The organism is Tsukamurella asaccharolytica (genome assembly GCF_007858435.1).
Lineage (GTDB): Bacteria > Actinomycetota > Actinomycetes > Mycobacteriales > Mycobacteriaceae > Tsukamurella > Tsukamurella asaccharolytica.
The window spans coordinates 36,517-53,731 of record NZ_VIGW01000011.1 but is presented as its reverse complement, the minus strand read 5'-3'; the positions used below and the strand labels follow the sequence as shown (position 1 = coordinate 53,731).

Annotated in this window: 15 protein-coding genes; 3 read left to right on the top strand and 12 right to left on the bottom strand. The window is 72.2% G+C overall.

Features of this window, described 5'->3' with window-relative positions:
- Nucleotides 1-84: 84 nt before the first annotated feature.
- The 3 genes from whiA to rapZ form a co-directional block, all read right to left on the bottom strand.
- Nucleotides 85-1,062 (bottom strand): DNA-binding protein WhiA, encoded by a 978-nt coding sequence (gene whiA / locus FK529_RS16320; RefSeq protein WP_193559720.1) that lies wholly within the window; start codon nt 1,060-1,062, stop codon nt 85-87.
- Between the two features lie 63 nt (nt 1,063-1,125).
- On the bottom strand, nt 1,126-2,088 hold the full coding sequence (locus FK529_RS16315) for a gluconeogenesis factor YvcK family protein (protein WP_146563147.1): 963 nt from the start codon (nt 2,086-2,088) through the stop codon (nt 1,126-1,128).
- On the bottom strand, nt 2,085-2,942 hold the full coding sequence (gene rapZ / locus FK529_RS16310) for an RNase adapter RapZ (RefSeq protein ID WP_146563243.1): 858 nt from the start codon (nt 2,940-2,942) through the stop codon (nt 2,085-2,087). The genes FK529_RS16315 and rapZ overlap by 4 nt, the downstream gene beginning before the upstream one ends.
- Before the next feature lie 185 nt (nt 2,943-3,127).
- Between rapZ and FK529_RS16305 the strand changes: the two genes are divergently transcribed.
- The 3 genes from FK529_RS16305 to FK529_RS16295 all read left to right on the top strand — a co-directional run bounded on the left by FK529_RS16305 (nt 3,128) and on the right by FK529_RS16295 (nt 6,308).
- On the top strand, nt 3,128-3,601 hold the full coding sequence (locus FK529_RS16305; protein WP_146563145.1) for a M15 family metallopeptidase: 474 nt from the start codon (nt 3,128-3,130) through the stop codon (nt 3,599-3,601).
- Nucleotides 3,602-3,676: 75 nt separating this feature from the next.
- Complete coding sequence (locus FK529_RS16300) at nt 3,677-5,650, top strand: gamma-glutamyltransferase family protein (protein ID WP_146563143.1); 1,974 nt, start codon at nt 3,677-3,679, stop codon at nt 5,648-5,650.
- Nucleotides 5,651-5,717: 67 nt separating this feature from the next.
- Nucleotides 5,718-6,308, top strand: a complete 591-nt coding sequence (locus tag FK529_RS16295) for a DUF6928 family protein (RefSeq protein ID WP_146563141.1) — start codon at nt 5,718-5,720, stop codon at nt 6,306-6,308.
- Here FK529_RS16295 and FK529_RS16290 read toward each other — a convergent pair.
- The 9 genes from FK529_RS16290 to FK529_RS16250 all read right to left on the bottom strand — a co-directional run bounded on the left by FK529_RS16290 (nt 6,299) and on the right by FK529_RS16250 (nt 17,209).
- On the bottom strand, nt 6,299-7,360 hold the full coding sequence (locus FK529_RS16290) for an ABC transporter ATP-binding protein (RefSeq protein ID WP_146563139.1): 1,062 nt from the start codon (nt 7,358-7,360) through the stop codon (nt 6,299-6,301). The genes FK529_RS16295 and FK529_RS16290 overlap by 10 nt on opposite strands.
- Nucleotides 7,357-8,886 (bottom strand): ABC transporter permease, encoded by a 1,530-nt coding sequence (locus FK529_RS16285; protein WP_193559718.1) that lies wholly within the window; start codon nt 8,884-8,886, stop codon nt 7,357-7,359. The genes FK529_RS16290 and FK529_RS16285 overlap by 4 nt, the downstream gene beginning before the upstream one ends.
- Nucleotides 8,883-9,929, bottom strand: coding sequence for an iron ABC transporter substrate-binding protein (locus FK529_RS16280; protein ID WP_146563137.1), 1,047 nt, complete (start codon nt 9,927-9,929; stop codon nt 8,883-8,885). Before FK529_RS16280 ends, FK529_RS16285 begins: the two co-directional genes overlap by 4 nt.
- Nucleotides 9,930-10,035: 106 nt before the next feature.
- The gene (locus tag FK529_RS16275) at nt 10,036-11,103 is read right to left on the bottom strand and encodes an SLC13 family permease (RefSeq protein ID WP_146563135.1); all 1,068 of its coding nucleotides are present in this window, start codon (nt 11,101-11,103) and stop codon (nt 10,036-10,038) included.
- A complete protein-coding gene (gene uvrC / locus FK529_RS16270) occupies nt 11,100-13,109 on the bottom strand; it encodes an excinuclease ABC subunit UvrC (RefSeq protein WP_146563133.1) in 2,010 nt (669 codons plus the stop codon). Before uvrC ends, FK529_RS16275 begins: the two co-directional genes overlap by 4 nt.
- A gap of 54 nt (nt 13,110-13,163) precedes the next feature.
- Nucleotides 13,164-13,508, bottom strand: coding sequence for a hypothetical protein (locus FK529_RS16265; RefSeq protein ID WP_231703138.1), 345 nt, complete (start codon nt 13,506-13,508; stop codon nt 13,164-13,166).
- Between the two features lie 74 nt (nt 13,509-13,582).
- Entirely contained in the window at nt 13,583-14,770 is a 1,188-nt protein-coding gene (locus FK529_RS16260) for a MucR family transcriptional regulator (protein ID WP_146563132.1), read from the bottom strand.
- A 57-nt stretch (nt 14,771-14,827) separates the two neighbouring features.
- Nucleotides 14,828-16,486, bottom strand: a complete 1,659-nt coding sequence (locus tag FK529_RS16255; protein ID WP_231703137.1) for a long-chain fatty acid--CoA ligase — start codon at nt 16,484-16,486, stop codon at nt 14,828-14,830.
- A 63-nt stretch (nt 16,487-16,549) separates the two neighbouring features.
- The gene (locus FK529_RS16250; protein WP_146563130.1) at nt 16,550-17,209 is read right to left on the bottom strand and encodes a hypothetical protein; all 660 of its coding nucleotides are present in this window, start codon (nt 17,207-17,209) and stop codon (nt 16,550-16,552) included.
- Nucleotides 17,210-17,215 lie beyond the last annotated feature (6 nt).

The following is a 17,215-nucleotide window of genomic DNA, read 5'->3' as shown; positions in this document are numbered from 1 at the left end:
CGTCAACGGTAGCCCCCGAGCGACCTCCCCGCTGGGTTGTCGCCGTGTCCGTTCGGCGCCGTTCGTGCCCGTTCCGGCGCGTTCTCAGCCCTCGTCGAGCATGTCCGCGGTGACCGCCGATTCGGTGTCCGGCACCCCGTCGGCGGCGGCGCGCTTGTCCGCCATCGACAGCAGCCGGCGGATCCGGCCCGCGACGGCGTCCTTGGTCATCGGCGGGTCGGCGAGTTGCCCGAGCTCCTCGAGGGATGCCTGACGGTGCTGCACGCGCAGCGAGCCCGCCTGCGCCAGATGGTCGGGCACGTCGGGGCCCAGGATCTCGAGCGCCCGCTCGACGCGCGCGGCGGCCGCGACGGCGGCCCGGGCCGACCGGCGGAGGTTCGCATCGTCGAAGTTCGCCAGACGGTTCGCGGTGGCCCGCACTTCGCGCCGCATGCGGCGCTCCTCCCAGATGAGGCGGGTGTCGTTGGCGCCCATGCGGGTGAGCAGCGCGCCGATGGCCTCGCCGTCACGGACGACGACCCGGTCGGCGCCGCGCACCTCGCGCGCCTTGGCGGTCACGCCCAGCCGGCGCGCGCAGCCGACGAGGGCCAGCGCCACCTCCGGCCCCGGGCAGGACACCTCGAGCGCGCTCGAGCGGCCGGGCTCGGTGAGCGAGCCGTGCGCGAGGAAGGCGCCGCGCCACGCGGCCTCCGCGTCGTGCACCGAGCCGCCCACGATCTGCGACGGGAGCCCGACCACCGGGCGTCCGCGCATGTCGAGCAGGCCGGTCTGCCGGGCGAGCGCCTCGCCGTCCTTGACCACGCGGACGATGTACCGGGCCGCCTTGCGCAGACCGCCCGCGCTCAGCACATGCACGTCCGAGTTGTAGCCGTACAGGTCGAGGATCTCCTTGCGGAGCCGCCGAGCGGTGATCCCCGTGTCGACCTCGGCCTCGACGATCACCCGGCCGCCCTGGATGTGCAGGCCGCCCGCGAAGCGCAGCAGCGAGGCGACCTCGGCGCGGCGCGCGCTCACCTGGGTGATGGAGAGCCTGCTCAGCTCGTCCTTGACCTGGGATGTCAGCGCCACAGCTGGACCCTCCTAGGGAAAATGTCGACTACATCGGGCGGGAAAGGAAAAGGTTGACTATTCGCGGTCCAAGAGTTCACTGTAGGTCACTTCGGCGATCGCGGCTGCCAGCGCCTCGGGGTCGTGCTGGTGCGTCCCGGGCACCCCGACGTCCACGAAGTGCGGCGTCGCACCCAGGAGCGCGGTGGCTCGGATGAGGTGCTCGCGCTCCGCGCCCGGGGGCACCGTCCGGGCGTCGACGAGGACGTCGTCGAAGCGCAGACCGTCGGCATGGGCGGCCAGCACGTGCAGGTGCCGCTCCGGGGAATAGCCGCCGGTCTCCTCGGGCTCGGGCGCCAGGTTCAGGATCAGCACCCGCCGGGCGCTCGTGCGCCGCAGCGCGTCCAATTGCTCGGGCACCAGCACGTGCGGGATGACGGAGCTGAACCAGGAGCCCGGGCCGAGCGTGACCACGTCGGCCGCCATGATCGCCTCCACCGCCTCGACGCACGCCTCGGGGTTCGCGGGCTGCAGCCGGACCCGGCGCACCTTCCCGGGGGTCACCGCCACGGCGACCTGCCCGCGGATCACGCGCGACAGGCGCGGGTCGTCCTCGAGCCCCGTCACGTCGGCCTCGATCCGCAGGGGCCCCGGCACCATCGGCAGGACGCGCCCCTGGACCCCGAACCGGTCGACGATCGCGTCGAGCGCGTCGACGGGGTCGCCCAGGACCTCGCACAGGCCGGCCAGAAGCAGGTTCCCGACGGGATGCCCGGCCATCGCGCCGCCGCCGCCGAAACGGTGCTGCAGGATGCCCGCCCAGAACTCGCCGCGGTCGTCGTCGGGCATGAGCGCCGCCAGCGCCATGCGCAGGTCGCCGGGCGGGATGATGCCGAGCTCGCTGCGCAGCCGGCCCGAGGACCCGCCGTCGTCGGCGACCGTCACGATGGCCGTGATCTCCGCGCTCAACGCGCGGCCCGCGCGCAGCGTCGCGAACAGTCCGTGGCCGCCGCCGAGGGAGGCCAGCTTCAGCGCCGTCATTCGAGCCCCAGATCCCGATGCGCGGCACGGACTTCGATGCCCGGCCGGCCGTCGAGCCGCCGCACCAGCTCCTCGGCCATCGCGACGCTGCGATGCTTGCCGCCGGTGCACCCGATGCCCACGGTGAGGTAGGTCTTGCCCTCGCGGCGGTAACCGGCGAGCAGCGGGTCCAGTAGCTGCGCGTAGGTGTCGAGGAAGTCGGACGCGCCGGGCTGCCCCAGGACGTACCCCGAGACCTCGTCGGTAAGGCCGTTGAGCGGGCGCAGCTCGGGCACCCAGAACGGGTTCGGGAGGAACCGCACGTCGAGCACCATGTCGGCGTCCAGCAGGATCCCGTTCTTGAAACCGAACGATTCGACGGTGACGGTGATCGTGCCGGTGCGCAGGGTGCGGAAGGAGTTCTCGATCGTCTCGCGCAGCCGCGCCACCGACAGGGTCGAGGTTTCGAGCACGAGGTCGGCGGTCGAGCGGATCGGCTGCAGAATGCGGCGCTCGGCGGCGATGCCCTCGGCGAGGGTGCCGCTGCCCTGCAGCGGGTGCTTGCGGCGCACCTGCTCGAACCGCCGGATCAGCGTCTCGTCGGAGGCGTCGAGGAAGAGCACGCGGGGTTCGATGTCCTTCTCCGCCAACTCCCGTCGGATGTTCGCGAAATCGCCGGTGAAGGTGCGGCTGCGCACGTCGGTCACGATGCACAAGCGGTGGATCCGGGACTCGTCGGCCAGCGAGATGTCGACCATGCTGCTGATCAAGGCGGGCGGCAGGTTGTCGGCGACGTACCAGCCGAGGTCCTCGAGCACCTTGGCCGCGGTGCCGCGGCCGGCACCGGACAGGCCGGTCACCAGGAGCACGTCCATGGGGCCATCGCTGCGGTGTTCGCCGACGGTCCGCTCCTCGGCGCGGTCGTCCGGATTCCCCGTCGGGCGCACGGGCCCTCCTCCTGGCTCGTCGGTACCGCTCCAGACTAGCCATCGTGCCCGTTTCGCGCGGTGGTCTCGGGAGGCCGTCCGTGGGGTATCGGCTACCGCATAGAGTGGCCGTCATGCCGATCCCCCGTACCGCCGCCGTTATCGCCGCCGCCCTCGCCGTGGCGGCGACGGCGCTGGTGGCCCCGGCGGCCTCGGCCGACACCGTGCCCGGCACCGCGGGACTCGATCCCGCCCTCGCGGAGGCCTACTCGGCGGCCCACCGTGCCGCCGCGGCGAACGGCGTGGTGCTCAGCATCACGTCGGGCACGCGCTCGTGGGGCCAGCAGCAGTGGCTGTGGGAGGACGGTCTCGCCCGGTACGGCTCCCCCGCGGCGGCCCGGCGCTGGGTGCTCCCACCCGCCGAGTCCACGCACGTCAGCGGCCAGGCGATCGATGTCGGGCCGTGGCAGAGCGCCGCCTGGTTGCAGGCCAACGGGAACCGCTGGGGCCTGTGCCGCACCTTCGACAACGAGTGGTGGCACTTCGAACTCGCCGCCCCCGCGGGCGGCGTGTGCCCGCCGACGGTGCCGGACGCCTCGTTCCGCTGACGTCCCGCGAATCCTTCGCGCGGCGTCACCGACCGGTGTTACGTTCCGGGTGATCCGATTCTCGTGGAGGCCGCTATGCACCGTCTCAGGTCGGCGGCCGTCGCCGCAGTCGTCATTCCTCTCGCGCTCACCGCGTGCGGCACCTCCGGCTCCGACGGCGGGGCGTCCGGCGGACCGTCGTCGGTGACGATCGCGGCGGGAGGCTGCGACGCGACCGGGCCCACCGGCACCATGTACCGGCCGTCCGAAACCGCGGTGCCCGGCGGCCCCAGGGACATCAGCACCAATCCGGAAGGGGCGTCCGGCTACCGGTCCGGTCTGCCCGTGACACACACCAAGGACTACGGCGTCGCCACCGCGAACCCGATCGCCACGAAAGCGGCGTGCGAGGTGCTCGAACAGGGCGGCAGCGCGGCCGACGCGCTCGTCGCGGCGCAGACGGTGCTCGGGCTCGTCGAACCGCAGTCCTCGGGCATCGCCGGCGGCGCCTTCCTGCTGTACTACGACGCGAAGTCGAAGAAGGTGCAGGCGTACGACGGCCGCGAGACGGCGCCCGCGAGCGCCGACGAGAACTACCTCCGCTGGATCTCCCCGACCGACCGGACGGTGCCCCAGCCCGACGCCCGCTCCTCCGGCCGCGCGATCGGCGTGCCCGGCGCGCTGCGCCTCCTGGAGGCGGTCCACGGCGAGCACGGCAGCAAGACCTGGCGCGAGCTGTTCGATCCCGCCGTGCGGATCGCCGACGACGGCTTCGAGATCAGCCCACGCCTGGCCGGCGCCATCGCCGACGAGGCGAAGAACTTCGCCAACGACGCGGAGCTGCGGGGCTACTTCCTCGAGCCCGACGGCGCGCCGAAGAAGGCGGGCGTCAAGCTCACCAACCCCGCGTACGCGAAGACCCTGGGCGCCATCGCTTCCGAGGGCGCCAAGGCCTTCTACACGGGTCCGATCGCCGAGGCGATCGTCGCCTCGGTGCGTGATACCACCGGCGGCCGCACGGCGGGCACGATGACCGTGGAGGACCTAGCCCGGTACGCGGTGAAGACGCGAGAGGCCGTGTGCACGCCGTACCGCGATCGTGAGCTGTGCGGCATGCCCGCTCCCTCCTCCGGCGGGATCACCGTGGCGCAGGCGCTCGGCATCCTCAACTCCTTCGACCTGTCGAAGCTCGGGCCGGATGCGGTGCACGGCGGCGACCCCGGCCCCGACGGCGGCATCCCCACCGCGGAGGCGATCCACCTGATCTCCGAGGCCGAGCGCCTCGCCTACGCCGACCGCGACAAGTACATCGCCGACCCCGACTTCATCCCGTTGCCCGGCGGCTCCCCCGCCGCCCTGGTGGATCCCGCCTACCTCGAGGGGCGCGCCAAGCTGATCGACCGGACCAAGACGATGGGCACCGCGAAGCCGGGCGAGTTCCCCACCGCCACACCGGGCGTGACGACCACGCCCGAGCACGGCACCAGCCACATCACGGTGCTCGACAAGGCGGGCAACGTCGCGTCGATGACCACCACCGTCGAGTCGGCCTTCGGCTCGTACCACATGGTCGACGGTTTCCTGCTCAACAATCAGCTCACCGACTTCTCCGCGGAGCCCATCGATTCGGCCGGGCAGCCGGTAGCGAACCGGGTGCAACCGAACAAGCGTCCGCGCAGCTCGATGTCGCCGACGATCCTCTTCGGCCGCGGCACGGACGGGGCCCGCGGCGACGCGATCGGCGCGCTGGGCTCCCCCGGCGGCGCCGTCATCATCCAGTACGTGATCAAGACGATCATCGGCCTGACCGACTGGAAGCTGAACCCGCAGCAGGCCGTCGGGCTGGCGAACTTCGGCGCGGCGAACAGCCCGAAGACGAACGTGGACAGCGCGCATCCGACGCTGAACACCGACGAGGGCCGCAAGGTCGTCGAGCAGCTGCGCACCCTCGGGCACACGCTCGACCTCGCGCCGCAGGTGTCGGGACTCTCGGCGATCGTCAAGCAGGGCGACGTCTACGCCGGCGGCGCGGATCCGCGCCGCGAGGGCGTCGTGCTCGGCGGCAGCTGACTCCGGAACACGGCGCCGCTGGCATCCGCCAAGCCGCTCGCAAGGTCGCGCCGATACCTTCGCCGCCATGGGAATGAAGTGCAATTTCATCGTGGCCTGCCCTCCGGCGACCGACCCGGCGGCGCTGCTGCGGGACCTGCCGCCGCTGGACGTGGCCGCATCCGACGCGCTGGCGACGGAGATCCTCGGCAAGCGCTCGTGGGGACGGCGACGGCGGTCGCATCGCACCGGCGACCTCGGGCACGACGTCTACTCGCGGGACGGCGAGATCGCGGTCGGCGTGTACGGAGACCTGATCATCGCAGCATTCGACGACGCGATCGGCTGGATCAGCGAGGCGATCGACGACTGGGGATGGAACCTCATCGGCACCCACGACGTCGACGCCTTCCTCCTCCACTCGGTCGTCGGTCTGGGCGGATTCGCCCGGTGGCGCGATGGCTCGCTCGTCCGGACCTTGAGCGGCTCCGCCGACGACGGTCTGATCGACGAGGACGGCGATCGACTCCCGTTCGAGCGCGACCACGACGGCGAGGACATTAACTTCGAGTCGATCACCGAGCTCGCGATCCGCGATCGCCTCGGATTCTGTTACGAGGGCATCTACTACCCGAACGACCTCGATCCGGCGACGGTGCAGCTCCTCGTCTACCACTGAGCGGCAGTCGGATCGAGGATCACGGCCTCCCCCGCGACCTGCAGCCGCACCTCGTCGCCGTGCGCGGGCAGTTCGGTGCTGGGATGCCGGATCTCGATGCTCGTCCCGTCGGCGAGTCGCAGGCCGACGGTGGCGTCCGGCCCGAAGAACTCGACCCGGGTGACGGTGGCGGGCACGCCGTCCCCCGCGATCCGGATCTGCTCGGGGCGCAGCAGCAGCGGCACCGGGCCGGGCGGGGTGGCACCGTCGGTCCCGGCGACGGGGATCCGCCCCAGCACCGTCTCGGCGGCGGCGCCGTCGAGCGCGCCGTCGACCATGACGACGTCACCGAGGAACCGGGCGACCGATTCGGACGCGGGCCGCGCGTAGACCCCGGCCGGCGGACCGACTTGCTCCAGCACACCGCCGCGCAGCACCGCGACCTGATCGGCGAAGGAGAGGGCCTCCGCCTGGTCGTGGGTGACGAGCACCGTCGTGATGCCCGCGTCGCCGAGGACCTCGGCGACAGCGGCGCGGGTCGCCACCCGCAGGCCCGCGTCGAGCGCGGAGAAGGACTCGTCCAGGAGCATGATCCGGGGGCTGCCCGCGAGGGCCCGCGCGAGCGCGACGCGTTGCTGCTGGCCGCCGGACAGCTCGTGCGGATAGCGCCGCGCCAGAGCGGGATCGAGCGAGACCATCGCCAGGAGCTCGCCGACCCGTGCGGACGCGGCTCGCCGGCGCACCGGCAGCGAGGCGCCCATGCCGAAGGCGATGTTGCGCGCGACCGAGAGGTGCGGGAACAGCGCGCCGTCCTGCGCGACGTACCCGACGCCGCGCCGATGCGCGGCGACCCAGGTTGCGCCGGAGGCGAGGTCGCGGTCGCCGAGCCGGACACTCCCGGCGTCGGGCCGCGCGAATCCGGCGACCAGCCGGAGCAGCGTGGTCTTGCCCGACCCGGACGGCCCGACGACGGCGGTGATCGAACCCGCCGGAACCGTCAGGTCGACGTCCCGCAGCACGGTGTCGGCTCCGTAACGCTTGGTGAGTCCGCGCAGGACGAGTTCGGTGCTCATGCGGATCCTCTCGTCAGGCTCGTGCGTCCCGCGGCCTGTCGCGACTGGCGGAACAGCAGGTACGTGGTGGGCAGGGAGAGCAGCACCATCGCCAGGGCGTAGGGCGCCGCGCCCGCGTAGTCGATCTCGCTGCTCTTGGCCCAGAACTCCGTCGCGAGGGTGCGCGTGCCGTTGGGCGCGAGGATCAGTGTCGCGGTCAGCTCGTTGGTGACCGCGAGGAAGACGAGGGCCGCGCCGGCCGCCGAGGCGGGGGCGGTGAGGCGGAGAGTGATGCGCGCGAAAGCGATCGGCGGCGGCGCCCCGAGGGCGCGAGCCGCCTCCTCCAGCGAGACCGGGGCCTGCGCGAGCCCCGCCCGCAGGCCCACGGCCGCGCGCGGGAGGAACAGCAGCACGTAGGCGAGGATCAGGACCGTCGCACTCTGGTACAGCTCCGGCAGCGCGCGGATCGAGACGGTGACCAGCGCGAGCCCGATCACGATGCCGGGCATCGCACTGCTCACGTAGGTCGATGCCTCCAGCGTCCGGGTGATCCGATTCGGCCGGCGCACGGCGAGGTAGGCCAGCGGGAAGGCGGCGGCGACGGTGAGCACGGAGGCGACCGCGCCGTACCCGAGCGACGTGCCGAGCGCCTCGATGAGATCGGCCGGCACCGTCTGCGCCGCGCCGCGCACGGTCCACCGGACGACGAACCACAGCGGGAGGCCGAGCGCGGCGCCCACGAGCGCGAGGAGCGCGAGCTGCGCACCGGCCTGATACCCGCCCAGCGGGATCCGCTCCGGCGTCGCGACGGCGCCCGAGCCGACGCGGGCGTACCGGGCGCGGCCCCGCGCGGCGACCTCGGCGACGAGCAGGAACAGGCAGAGCAGCGCCAGCACCCCGGCCAGCATCGACCCGGCGGTGCCGTTGAAGGTCGACTGGTACTGCACCATGATCGCGGTGGTGAAGGTGTCGAACCGGATCATGGCGAAGGCCCCGTACTCGGCGAGCAGGTGCAGCGCCACCAGCACGGCACCGCCGAGCGCGGCGAGCCGCAGTTGCGGGAGGACGACCCGGACGAAGACGGCCCACCGCCCGAGGCCGAGCGCCGCGGCGGACTCCTCGAGCGCGGGGTCGAGGCGGCTCAGCGCCGCCGCAACCGGGATGTAGACGAGCGGGTAGTAGAACAGCACCGCGATGAGCACGCCCGACCAGAGTCCGCCGAGCGACGGGATCGCCGAGACCCAGCCGTAGCTGCCCACGAACGCGGGGATCGCCAGCGGCGCGGCCAGCAGCAGCGACCACACGCGGCGACCCCACAGCGTGGTCCGCTCGACCAGCCAGGCGCCGCCGACGCCGATGATCACGGTGAGCGGCACCGCGATCACGGTGAGCAGCACCGTGTTGGTGAGGAGCTCGGCGACGCGCGGCCGGAAGACGAGCCGGGCGGACTCCGCCCAGCCCGTGTCGATCGTCGTGTAGACGACGAATCCCAGCGGCACCGCCGCGACCGCCGCGAGGGCGGCGGCCGCGAGAGTGAGCAGTCTCAGAGCAGGCCCGCCTCGGTCATCAGGGTCACGACCTGCGGACCGTTGAGCTTGGCCGGGTCGACGGTCGGTGCCTGCAGGTCGGCCATCGGGACGAGCTTGGCGTTGGCGGGAACGCCGGAGGCCACCGGGTACTCGAAGGACGTGCCCTTCTCGAGCACCTCCTGGCCGGCCTTGGAGGTGATGAACTTGAGGAGCTGCTGGGCCTGCGCCTGCTTCTTCGACGACTTCAGCACGCCGCCGCCGGAGATCGAGACGAAGGCGCCCGGGTCCTGGTTCTTGAAGTAGTGGGTGCCCACGTTGCCGGAGTTCTCGCCGGTCTTGGCCTGGTCGCCGTAGAAGTAATAGTGGTAGATGAGGGCGGTGTCGACCTCGCCGGCGTTGACGGCCTTCATCGCGGCGCCGTTGCCCTTGTACTCCTTGGCGTTCTCCTTCATCGCCTTCAGCCAGTCCTTCGTGGCCTGCTCGCCCTTGAGCTGCAGGTACGCGGACACGATCGCTTGGAAGTCCGCGCCCGACGGCGAGGCACTCCAGCGGCCCTTCCACTCCGGGGCGGCCAGGTCGGCCATCGACTTCGGCAGCTGCTCCGGCGTCACCTTGCGCTTGTCGTAGACCAGCACCGTCGAGCGGGCCGCGATGCCCGTCCACTTCGCGGTCGACGGCTTGAGTCCGTTGCCCACCTGCGCGAGCGTCGCCGGGTCGACGTCGGCGAACAGGCCCTTGTTCTCGACCTGGGTCATGGCGGGCGAGTTCTCCGTCAGGAAGACGTCGGCCGGCGAGCGGTCGCCCTCGGCGATGATCTGCTGCGCCAGTTCGGAATCCTTGCCCTGCCGGATGGTCACCTTGATGCCGGTCTCCGCGGTGAACTTCTCCACCCACTCCTTGGCGAGGGTGTCGTGCTGGGCGTTGTAGAGGGTCAGGTCTCCCCCAGCCGCGCCGGAGCTCGACGGTGCCGCGCCGTCGCCGCTCGACCCGCAGGCCGTGATCGTGAGGGAGGCCACCGCCACCAGAGCGGCGGCCACAGTGGAACGCGTGCGCAACGACATCGTCGAATCCTTCTCTAAAGCAACGAAATCACCCGCATCGGGTGAGAGTAAGGCGACGCTACACTAAGTGCTCCGCAGCGGGGAACAACCGGGTGCACCTGAGGCCTCAGAGGACCAGCACCGCGGCGACCGTCGCCGGGACGGCGAGGAGCAGGCCGTGCGCGGCGAACCGGCCGGCGGAGATCCGCACCCCGGCGCGGCCGCACCGCTCCCGCCAGAGCAGCGTCGCCAGCGAGGCCCACAGGGTGACGATCGGTGCCACGCCGACGCCGATGAGCAGCGCCATCAGTCGCAGGGGGTCGCCGACGGCGACGGGCTCGAGCGCCAGGTAGGCGGGCAGGTTGTTGACCCCGTTCGCGGCGAGGGCCCCGATGCCCGCCACCCGCAGCAGGTCCGACGGTGCCGTGCCCGCCCCCGCGACGCCCCGCAAGACGTCCTCCAGCCCGACCGCGAGGAGTACCTGCACCCCGGCGAAGACCGCCGCCAGGATCAGCACCATGCGCCACGGCACCACGATCTCGCGCAGGCGCCCGGGCGACCGCAGGGCGACCGCTCCCAGCAACACGATCGCGGCCACCGTCGACGCCGCGGCGGGCGGCACCCCGAGCGCGAAGGCCGGCCCCAGGGCGAGGCAGACGGCCGCCGCGATGCCGAACAGCGCTCGGTCGGCGGGCGGTTCGAACGCGGGGATCGCATACCGGCCGCGCAGGTCGCGGCGGTGCAGCAACCACAGCACGATGACCGTGACCGCGATCGCCGCCAGCGCGGGCCGCCAGGAGAGCGCGAGGTAGGCCCGCACGCCGCCCTCGAGGTGGTAGACCGCGAGCAGGTTGGTGAGATTCGAGACCGGCAGCAGCAGCGAGGCGGTGTTGGCGAGCCAGACCGTGGTCATCGCGAAGGGCAGCGGCGGCAGCCCGAGTCGCGCCGCCGCCGCCAACACGACGGGCGTCAGCAGCACCGCCGTCGTGTCGAGGCTCAGGACGATCGTCGCCGCGCAGGCCGCCGCCACGACGCAGAGCCACATGAGCGGCACCCGGCCCCGGCCGAGCCGGGCGGCGAGCACGCCGAGGGCGTCGAAGACGCCGGCGAGCTGGGCGATCTCGGCGACCACGGTGATGGCGAGGAGGAAGACGAGAACGGGCGCGACCTGCGCCACCACGTCGGCCGAGTTCACGCGCCGTCGGTACGCAGGCCGTCGAGCACGGTGCGGGCCGTGGTCATCCCGATCCCGGGCACCTCGACGATCTCCTCGAGGCTGGCCTCGCGGAGCTTGGTGACCGAGCCGAAGTGCTGCAGCAGCGCGGTCTTGCGGGTATCACCGAGCCCGGGGATCGCGTCGAGCGCGCTCGCGGTCATCCGCTTGGACCGTTTGCTGCGGTGGAAGGAGATGGCGAAACGGTGCGCCTCGTCGCGCACCCGCTGCAGCAGGAACAGCGCGTCCGAACTGCGCGGCAGGATCACCGGGTCCTCATCCTCGGGCACCCACACCTCCTCCAGGCGTTTCGCGAGGCCGACGACGGCCACGTCGGTCACGCCGAGCTCGTCGAGGACCTCCTGCGCGGCGGCCGCCTGCGGCGCCCCACCGTCGACCACGAAGAGGTTGGGCGGGTACGCGAATCGGCGCGGGCGCCCCGTCTGCGGGTCGAGCGCGGCCTCGGGCGCGAGGTCTCCCCCGTTGTCGTCGGATGCTTCCACACCCTCGGGCTGCCGGGCGTCCGCGCTCTCAGGCTGCCGGCCGTCGGCCCGGTGCCGGAGGAATCGGCGGCGGGTGATCTCGGCGATCGACGCCACGTCGTCGCTGCGACCGTCGCCGGCGGCCTCCTTGATCCCGTAGTGCCGGTAGTCGGACTTCTTCGCGAGACCGTCCTCGAAGACCACGAGCGAGGCCACCACGTCGGACCCCTGGATGTGGCTGATGTCGACGCACTCGATGCGCAGCGGTGCCTCGTCGAGGTCGAGCGCGTCCTGCAGCCCCTGCAGGGCCGCCGAACGCGCGGTGAGGTCGCCGGAGCGTTTGAGCTTGTGCTGGTGCAGCGCCTCGACGGCGTTGCGCTCCACCGTCTCCATGAGGGTGCGCTTGTCGCCGCGCTGCGGAATCCGCAAGGAGACGCGCGCGCCGCGCAGTCCGGTGAGCCAGTCCTGCAGCTCGTCGGCATCGTCGGGCAGCACGGGGACGAGGACCTCGCGCGGCACAGGGTTGGCGGCACCGTCGCCCGACTGCTTCGCGCGCTCGGCCTCCTCGCCGTAGAACTGCGTGACGAACTGCTCCAGGAGCTCGGCGTGTTCGTTCTGCTCCGCGTCGCCCGGCTTCTCGACCACCCAGCCGCGCTGCCCGCGCACGCGCCCGCCGCGCACGTGGAAGATCTGCACCGCCGCCTCGAGGTCGTCGGCGGAAAACGCGATCACGTCCGCATCGGTGCCGTCGCCGAGCACCACGGCCTGCTTCTCGACGGCCTTGCGCAGCGCCGCGACATCGTCCCGCAGGCGCGCCGCGCGCTCGAAGTCGAGGTCCTCGCTGGCGCCGAGCATGTCGTTCTCGAGTTGCTTGATGAGGTTGTCGGTCCTGCCGGCGAGGAAGTCGCAGAAGTCCTCGACGATCTGCCGGTGCTCCGCCGCGGTGACCCGACCGACGCACGGCGCGGAGCACTTGTCGATGTAGCCCAGCAGGCAGGGGCGGCCCATCTGGTTGTGCCGCTTGAAGACCCCGGCCGAGCAGGTGCGGGCCGGGAAGACCCGCAGCAGCAGATCCAGCGTCTCGCGGATGGCCCAGGCGTGGCTGTACGGGCCGAAGTAGCGCACGCCCTTGCGGCGCGGCCCGCGGTAGACGTACAGGCGCGGGAACTCCTCGTTCAGGGTGACCGCGAGCATCGGATAGGTCTTGTCGTCCCGGTAGCGGACGTTGAACTGCGGGTCGAACTCCTTGATCCAGTTGTACTCGAGCTGCAGCGCCTCCACCTCGGTGCCCACGACGGTCCACTCGACGGACGCGGCGGTCGTGACCATCTGATATGTGCGCGGGTGTAGGCCGTAGACATCGGCGAAGTAGGAGTTCAGACGGCTGCGCAGGGACTTCGCCTTGCCGACGTAGACGACGCGGCCGTGCTTGTCCCGGAACTTGTACACGCCGGGCTGCGTGGGGATGCTTCCCGATGCGGGACGGTAACTCTGCGGATCGGCCACCCGTCCAGATTAGGACGGGTGGCCGACATGTTCGGGTGCGGGCAGGATCGGGGGTCAGCCGACAGGGATCCAGATCGGCCCGAGCCAGAAGCCCCAATGGTTGCGCCCCTGGTCCCAGACCGGCGTGTGCCACGCGCCCTGCCGGTACACCGGCCCGGGCCGCCAGTTCGGGTTCTGCCCGTTCGACTGGGGAGCGACCTGCCGCGGCACCTGGTTCGGCGCGGGCCGGGCGGCGGGCCGCGGGGCGGGGTTCGTGGCGGCGCCCTGGCCGGCGCCCGGTGCGCCGGGCGGAGCCGGGTTCGGCGCCGCCGCGGCGGTGCCGGCGCCGACGGCGGCCAGGCCGCCGACCGCGGTCGCGCCGAGGAGTGCGGATCCGATCATTTTCTTCATCGTCGTCATGTCAGCAAGCCTGACGGCCCGACCTGCGGGCGGGCATGGTGCGCCCTGGGGGTTCGCTGGGGACGGTCACGCGGTCACTGCCGTCCCCTCGGGAGGCGGGCGGTTGCCTCGCCGCGGCGGGGCGCCCGGGGGCGTTGCGCGACCATGCTGCGCGCGACCAGGGCGTGGTCGTCGGCGAGGCCGAAGCGGCGGCGGTAGCGTTCCGCATCGATCCGGTGCACCGCCAGGTGCGGCCCGAGCGCCGCCATCCACAGCCCGCACAGGTGGCACTGCACCCGGTCGCCGTCGTCGTCCAGGACGCCCTGGCGCGAACGCAACAGATCCCCGAGCGCCGCGGCGTACTCCGCGTGCGCCGCTACGTGTCCCAGGACCTGGGCGACCCGTTCGTCCGTCGCGTCGATGCGCACGCGGAACTGCGGCGGGCTCAGGTGCTCGAGGGCGCATCGGCGCAGCTCGAGGTACTGGTCGAGCATCCCGTCTCGTTCCATCGCGTGCTCGAAGGCGGTGCGGGGGGCCGCATGGCCGTCGTGCTCGGGCCGCGCGCCCCACCGCGCAGGTGTGCGCGTCGCGCCGCGCCGCTGCCCGCTGATCCTGCCGTGCGCGGCGACGTGGTTGTCGACGCTGGCGAACCAGAGGCCGCACGCCGGGCACTGCTTGAGCGCCCCGCCGGGGGCGTCGACGGCGGCCGGCACGGTGAACGCGGTGGGGTCCCGGCTCCACGCGTCGATGATCGCCACTGTCACCGAGGCGGCGTCGGTGCCCACCCGATCGGCGAGGCGGCTCGGCCCCAGCCCGTTCGCCGCCGCCCAGTTGGCCGCCTCGGCCCAGCTGCTCCAGGGCCCGTCGGGCGGCAGTTCGGTCAGCGGGACACCCCGGCGCGGCGGCGGGGTGTCCAGAGTGTTGCCCAGGGAGGCGCGGCCGCCGTCGGCGCGCCGCGCCGGTTCGACGGTCCGCGGTCGGCTCACGCGCCGCGCACGTGCCGCGGTGGGTCGCTGGCGTCCGCGGCGGTGCACCACACGGTGCGCTTCGACGTCCGCGAACCAGATCCCGCACTCGGGGCACTGGTCCACGCCGACGGGCGGCACCGCGGCCGGCGGCGTGGTGAACAAGTGCGGGTACCGGGCCCACTCGTCGGCGACGGCCAGGAGCGCGTCGATCCGGGTGACGCCTTCGCGCTGGGCGATCGCGCCGACACCGAAGCCGCCAGCCGCCGCCCAGTTAGCAGCGGCGACCCAGCGCGGATCGTGAGACTGCTCGGGCACGCCTTTCAGAATGCATCATCGTGTCAACCTCAGGTGTTCAGACACGCCCGTCGCGTCCTATTCATGGACGACGGGGAGGCCGCCCGCGGCGTGCTGGGCACGGAGCACCTTCTTGTCGAATTTGCCCACGGAGGTCTTCGGCACCTCCGCGATGAACGCCCAATTGTCGGGGATCTGCCACTTCGCGAACTTCCCGGCGAGGTGTTCCTGCAGCTCAGCGATGGTCACCTCGACGCCCGGCTGCAGCACGACCGCCACCAGCGGCCGCTCGTCCCACTTCGGGTCGGGCACACCGATGGCGACCGCCTCGAGCACCGCCGGGTGCGCCATGACCTCGTTCTCGAGTTCGACGGAGCTGATCCACTCGCCGCCGGATTTGATCACGTCCTTCGAGCGGTCGACGAGGGTCACGTAGCCGTCGGCGGTGAGCTTGCCGATGTCACCGGTGCGCAGCCAGCCGCCCTCGAACTTGTCGGCGCCCACCGGCTCGGCGCCGGCGGGGCTGTAGTAACTGCCCGTGATCCACGGGCCGCGCACCTGCACCTCACCCTGCGAGGTGCCGTCCGCGGGCACCACCTGGCCCAGATCGTCGACGAGGCGCCCCTCCACGCCGGGCAGGAACCTGCCCTGAGTGTTCCGGTAGGCCCACGCTTCCTCGCCCGTCACGCCGCGCGGCGGCCACGCGATGCTGGCGAGCGGGGACGTCTCCGTCATGCCCCAGGCCTGCACGATCTGCACGCCGTGCCGGTCGAGCGCCTTGGCGAGGCTGAGCGGAACCGCCGACCCGCCGCACGCGATGTGCCGCAAGTGGGTGATGTCCTGCGGGTTCTTGTCGAGGTGGTTGACGATGCCAATCCACACCGCGGGCACCGCCGCGGAGATGGTCGGCTTCTCCTCGGCGAGGAGGCGGGTCATCGGCTCCGGCTGCAGGTAGCGGTCCGGCAGGATCAGCGAGGCGCCCGACATGAGCGCCCCGAACGGCGTGCCCCAGCTCATGGCGTGGAACATCGGCACGATCGGCAGCACGGTGTCGTTCGGGCCGATCCCGAGGCCGAAGCTCGCGCAGACCGCGGTGGAGTGGAGCCAGATGCTGCGGTGGCTGTACATGACGCCCTTCGGGTCGCCCGTCGTGCCGGAGGTGTAGCAGGCGGCGGCCGCCGCTCGCTCGTCGATCTCGGGCCAGGCGTACTCGTCGGCCTGGGCGTCGAGCAGGTCGCGATAGTCGTGCAGCTGCACGCCCGACGGCGCCTCCACCTCGTCGGTGTTCCCGTCCACGACGATGACGTGCTCGAGGGTGGTCATGCCGCCGATCGCGGCGTTGAGCTGCGGGATCAGACTGCCGTCGACGATGATCACGCGGTCGGCGGCGTGGTTGGCGATGTAGGTGATCTGGTCCGGGAACAGTCGGATGTTGATGGTGTGCAGCACGCTGCCCATCGCCGGGATCGCGACGTACGCCGTCATGTGCTCGTTGTTGTTCCACTGGAAGGTGCCGACGCGGTCGCCCGGAACCACGCCGAGCGCCGTCAGCGCGTTCGCGAGGCGGGCTGCCTCGCGTCCCAGCTCGCCGAAGCTCAGCCGGGTAGTCTTCTCGGGCGTCCACGTGGCGACCTCCGCGGCGTCCGCGTACCACGTGGTGGCGTGGCGGAGCAGCGTCGCCAGCGACAAGTGCTCGTCTTGCATGGTGGAGGTCAGTGGCAGGATCCGCTCGGTCATAGGCCATGCGTACCGCATCCCCGACGGTGCGCGGCCCCGTTTCGGCCAGCCCACCGGGATCACTCAGGCGACCGACCGGACGAGGTGCAGATCGACGGCGGCCCCCAGCCCATTCGCCGGGCGTCGCTCCCCCTGCCACCAGTCGTCGAGGATCACCCGGACCGCCCACCCGGTGAACTGTCCGGCGTCGGAGTCGAACCCCGCGGGCTGCGACACGTCCAGATGGGTCGCCTCACCGTCGGTGCGGTACAGCAGCACCCACGCGCCGGACAGCGCACCGTCGGCCTGCAGGACGGGGCCGAAGTCGGACAGCGGGAACAGCACCTCGTCGGGGCGGAAGGAATCGGCGGTGGCGCGCCCTTTGCGCCGGGCGGTGTGCGGGCCGAACGCCGACAGCGGACTACCCGTGGCCCAGTCACCGCTCATGACGGCGAGGGTGCGGCCGCTCTCAAGGTGTCGGCTGATCGGCTGGCCGCGACGATCGTCCGGGAACCAGCGCTCCGTGGCTGCGAGCCGGCGGCGCAGCGCGGCGACCACACCGATCCAGCGCACGAGACCCGGCGCCGTGGGCGGGGCGAAGTGATCGAGCTCCTCCGCGCAGCGCACGCCCTCGGCGACCGCGGCGTAGAGGTCCTCGACCTCGATGTCCATCGCGCGCAGGTAGTCCGCCGCCCGCTCGGGCGGGACGATCTGCGCGGTGAGCAGTGGCTGCAGGTCCGACATCGCTCC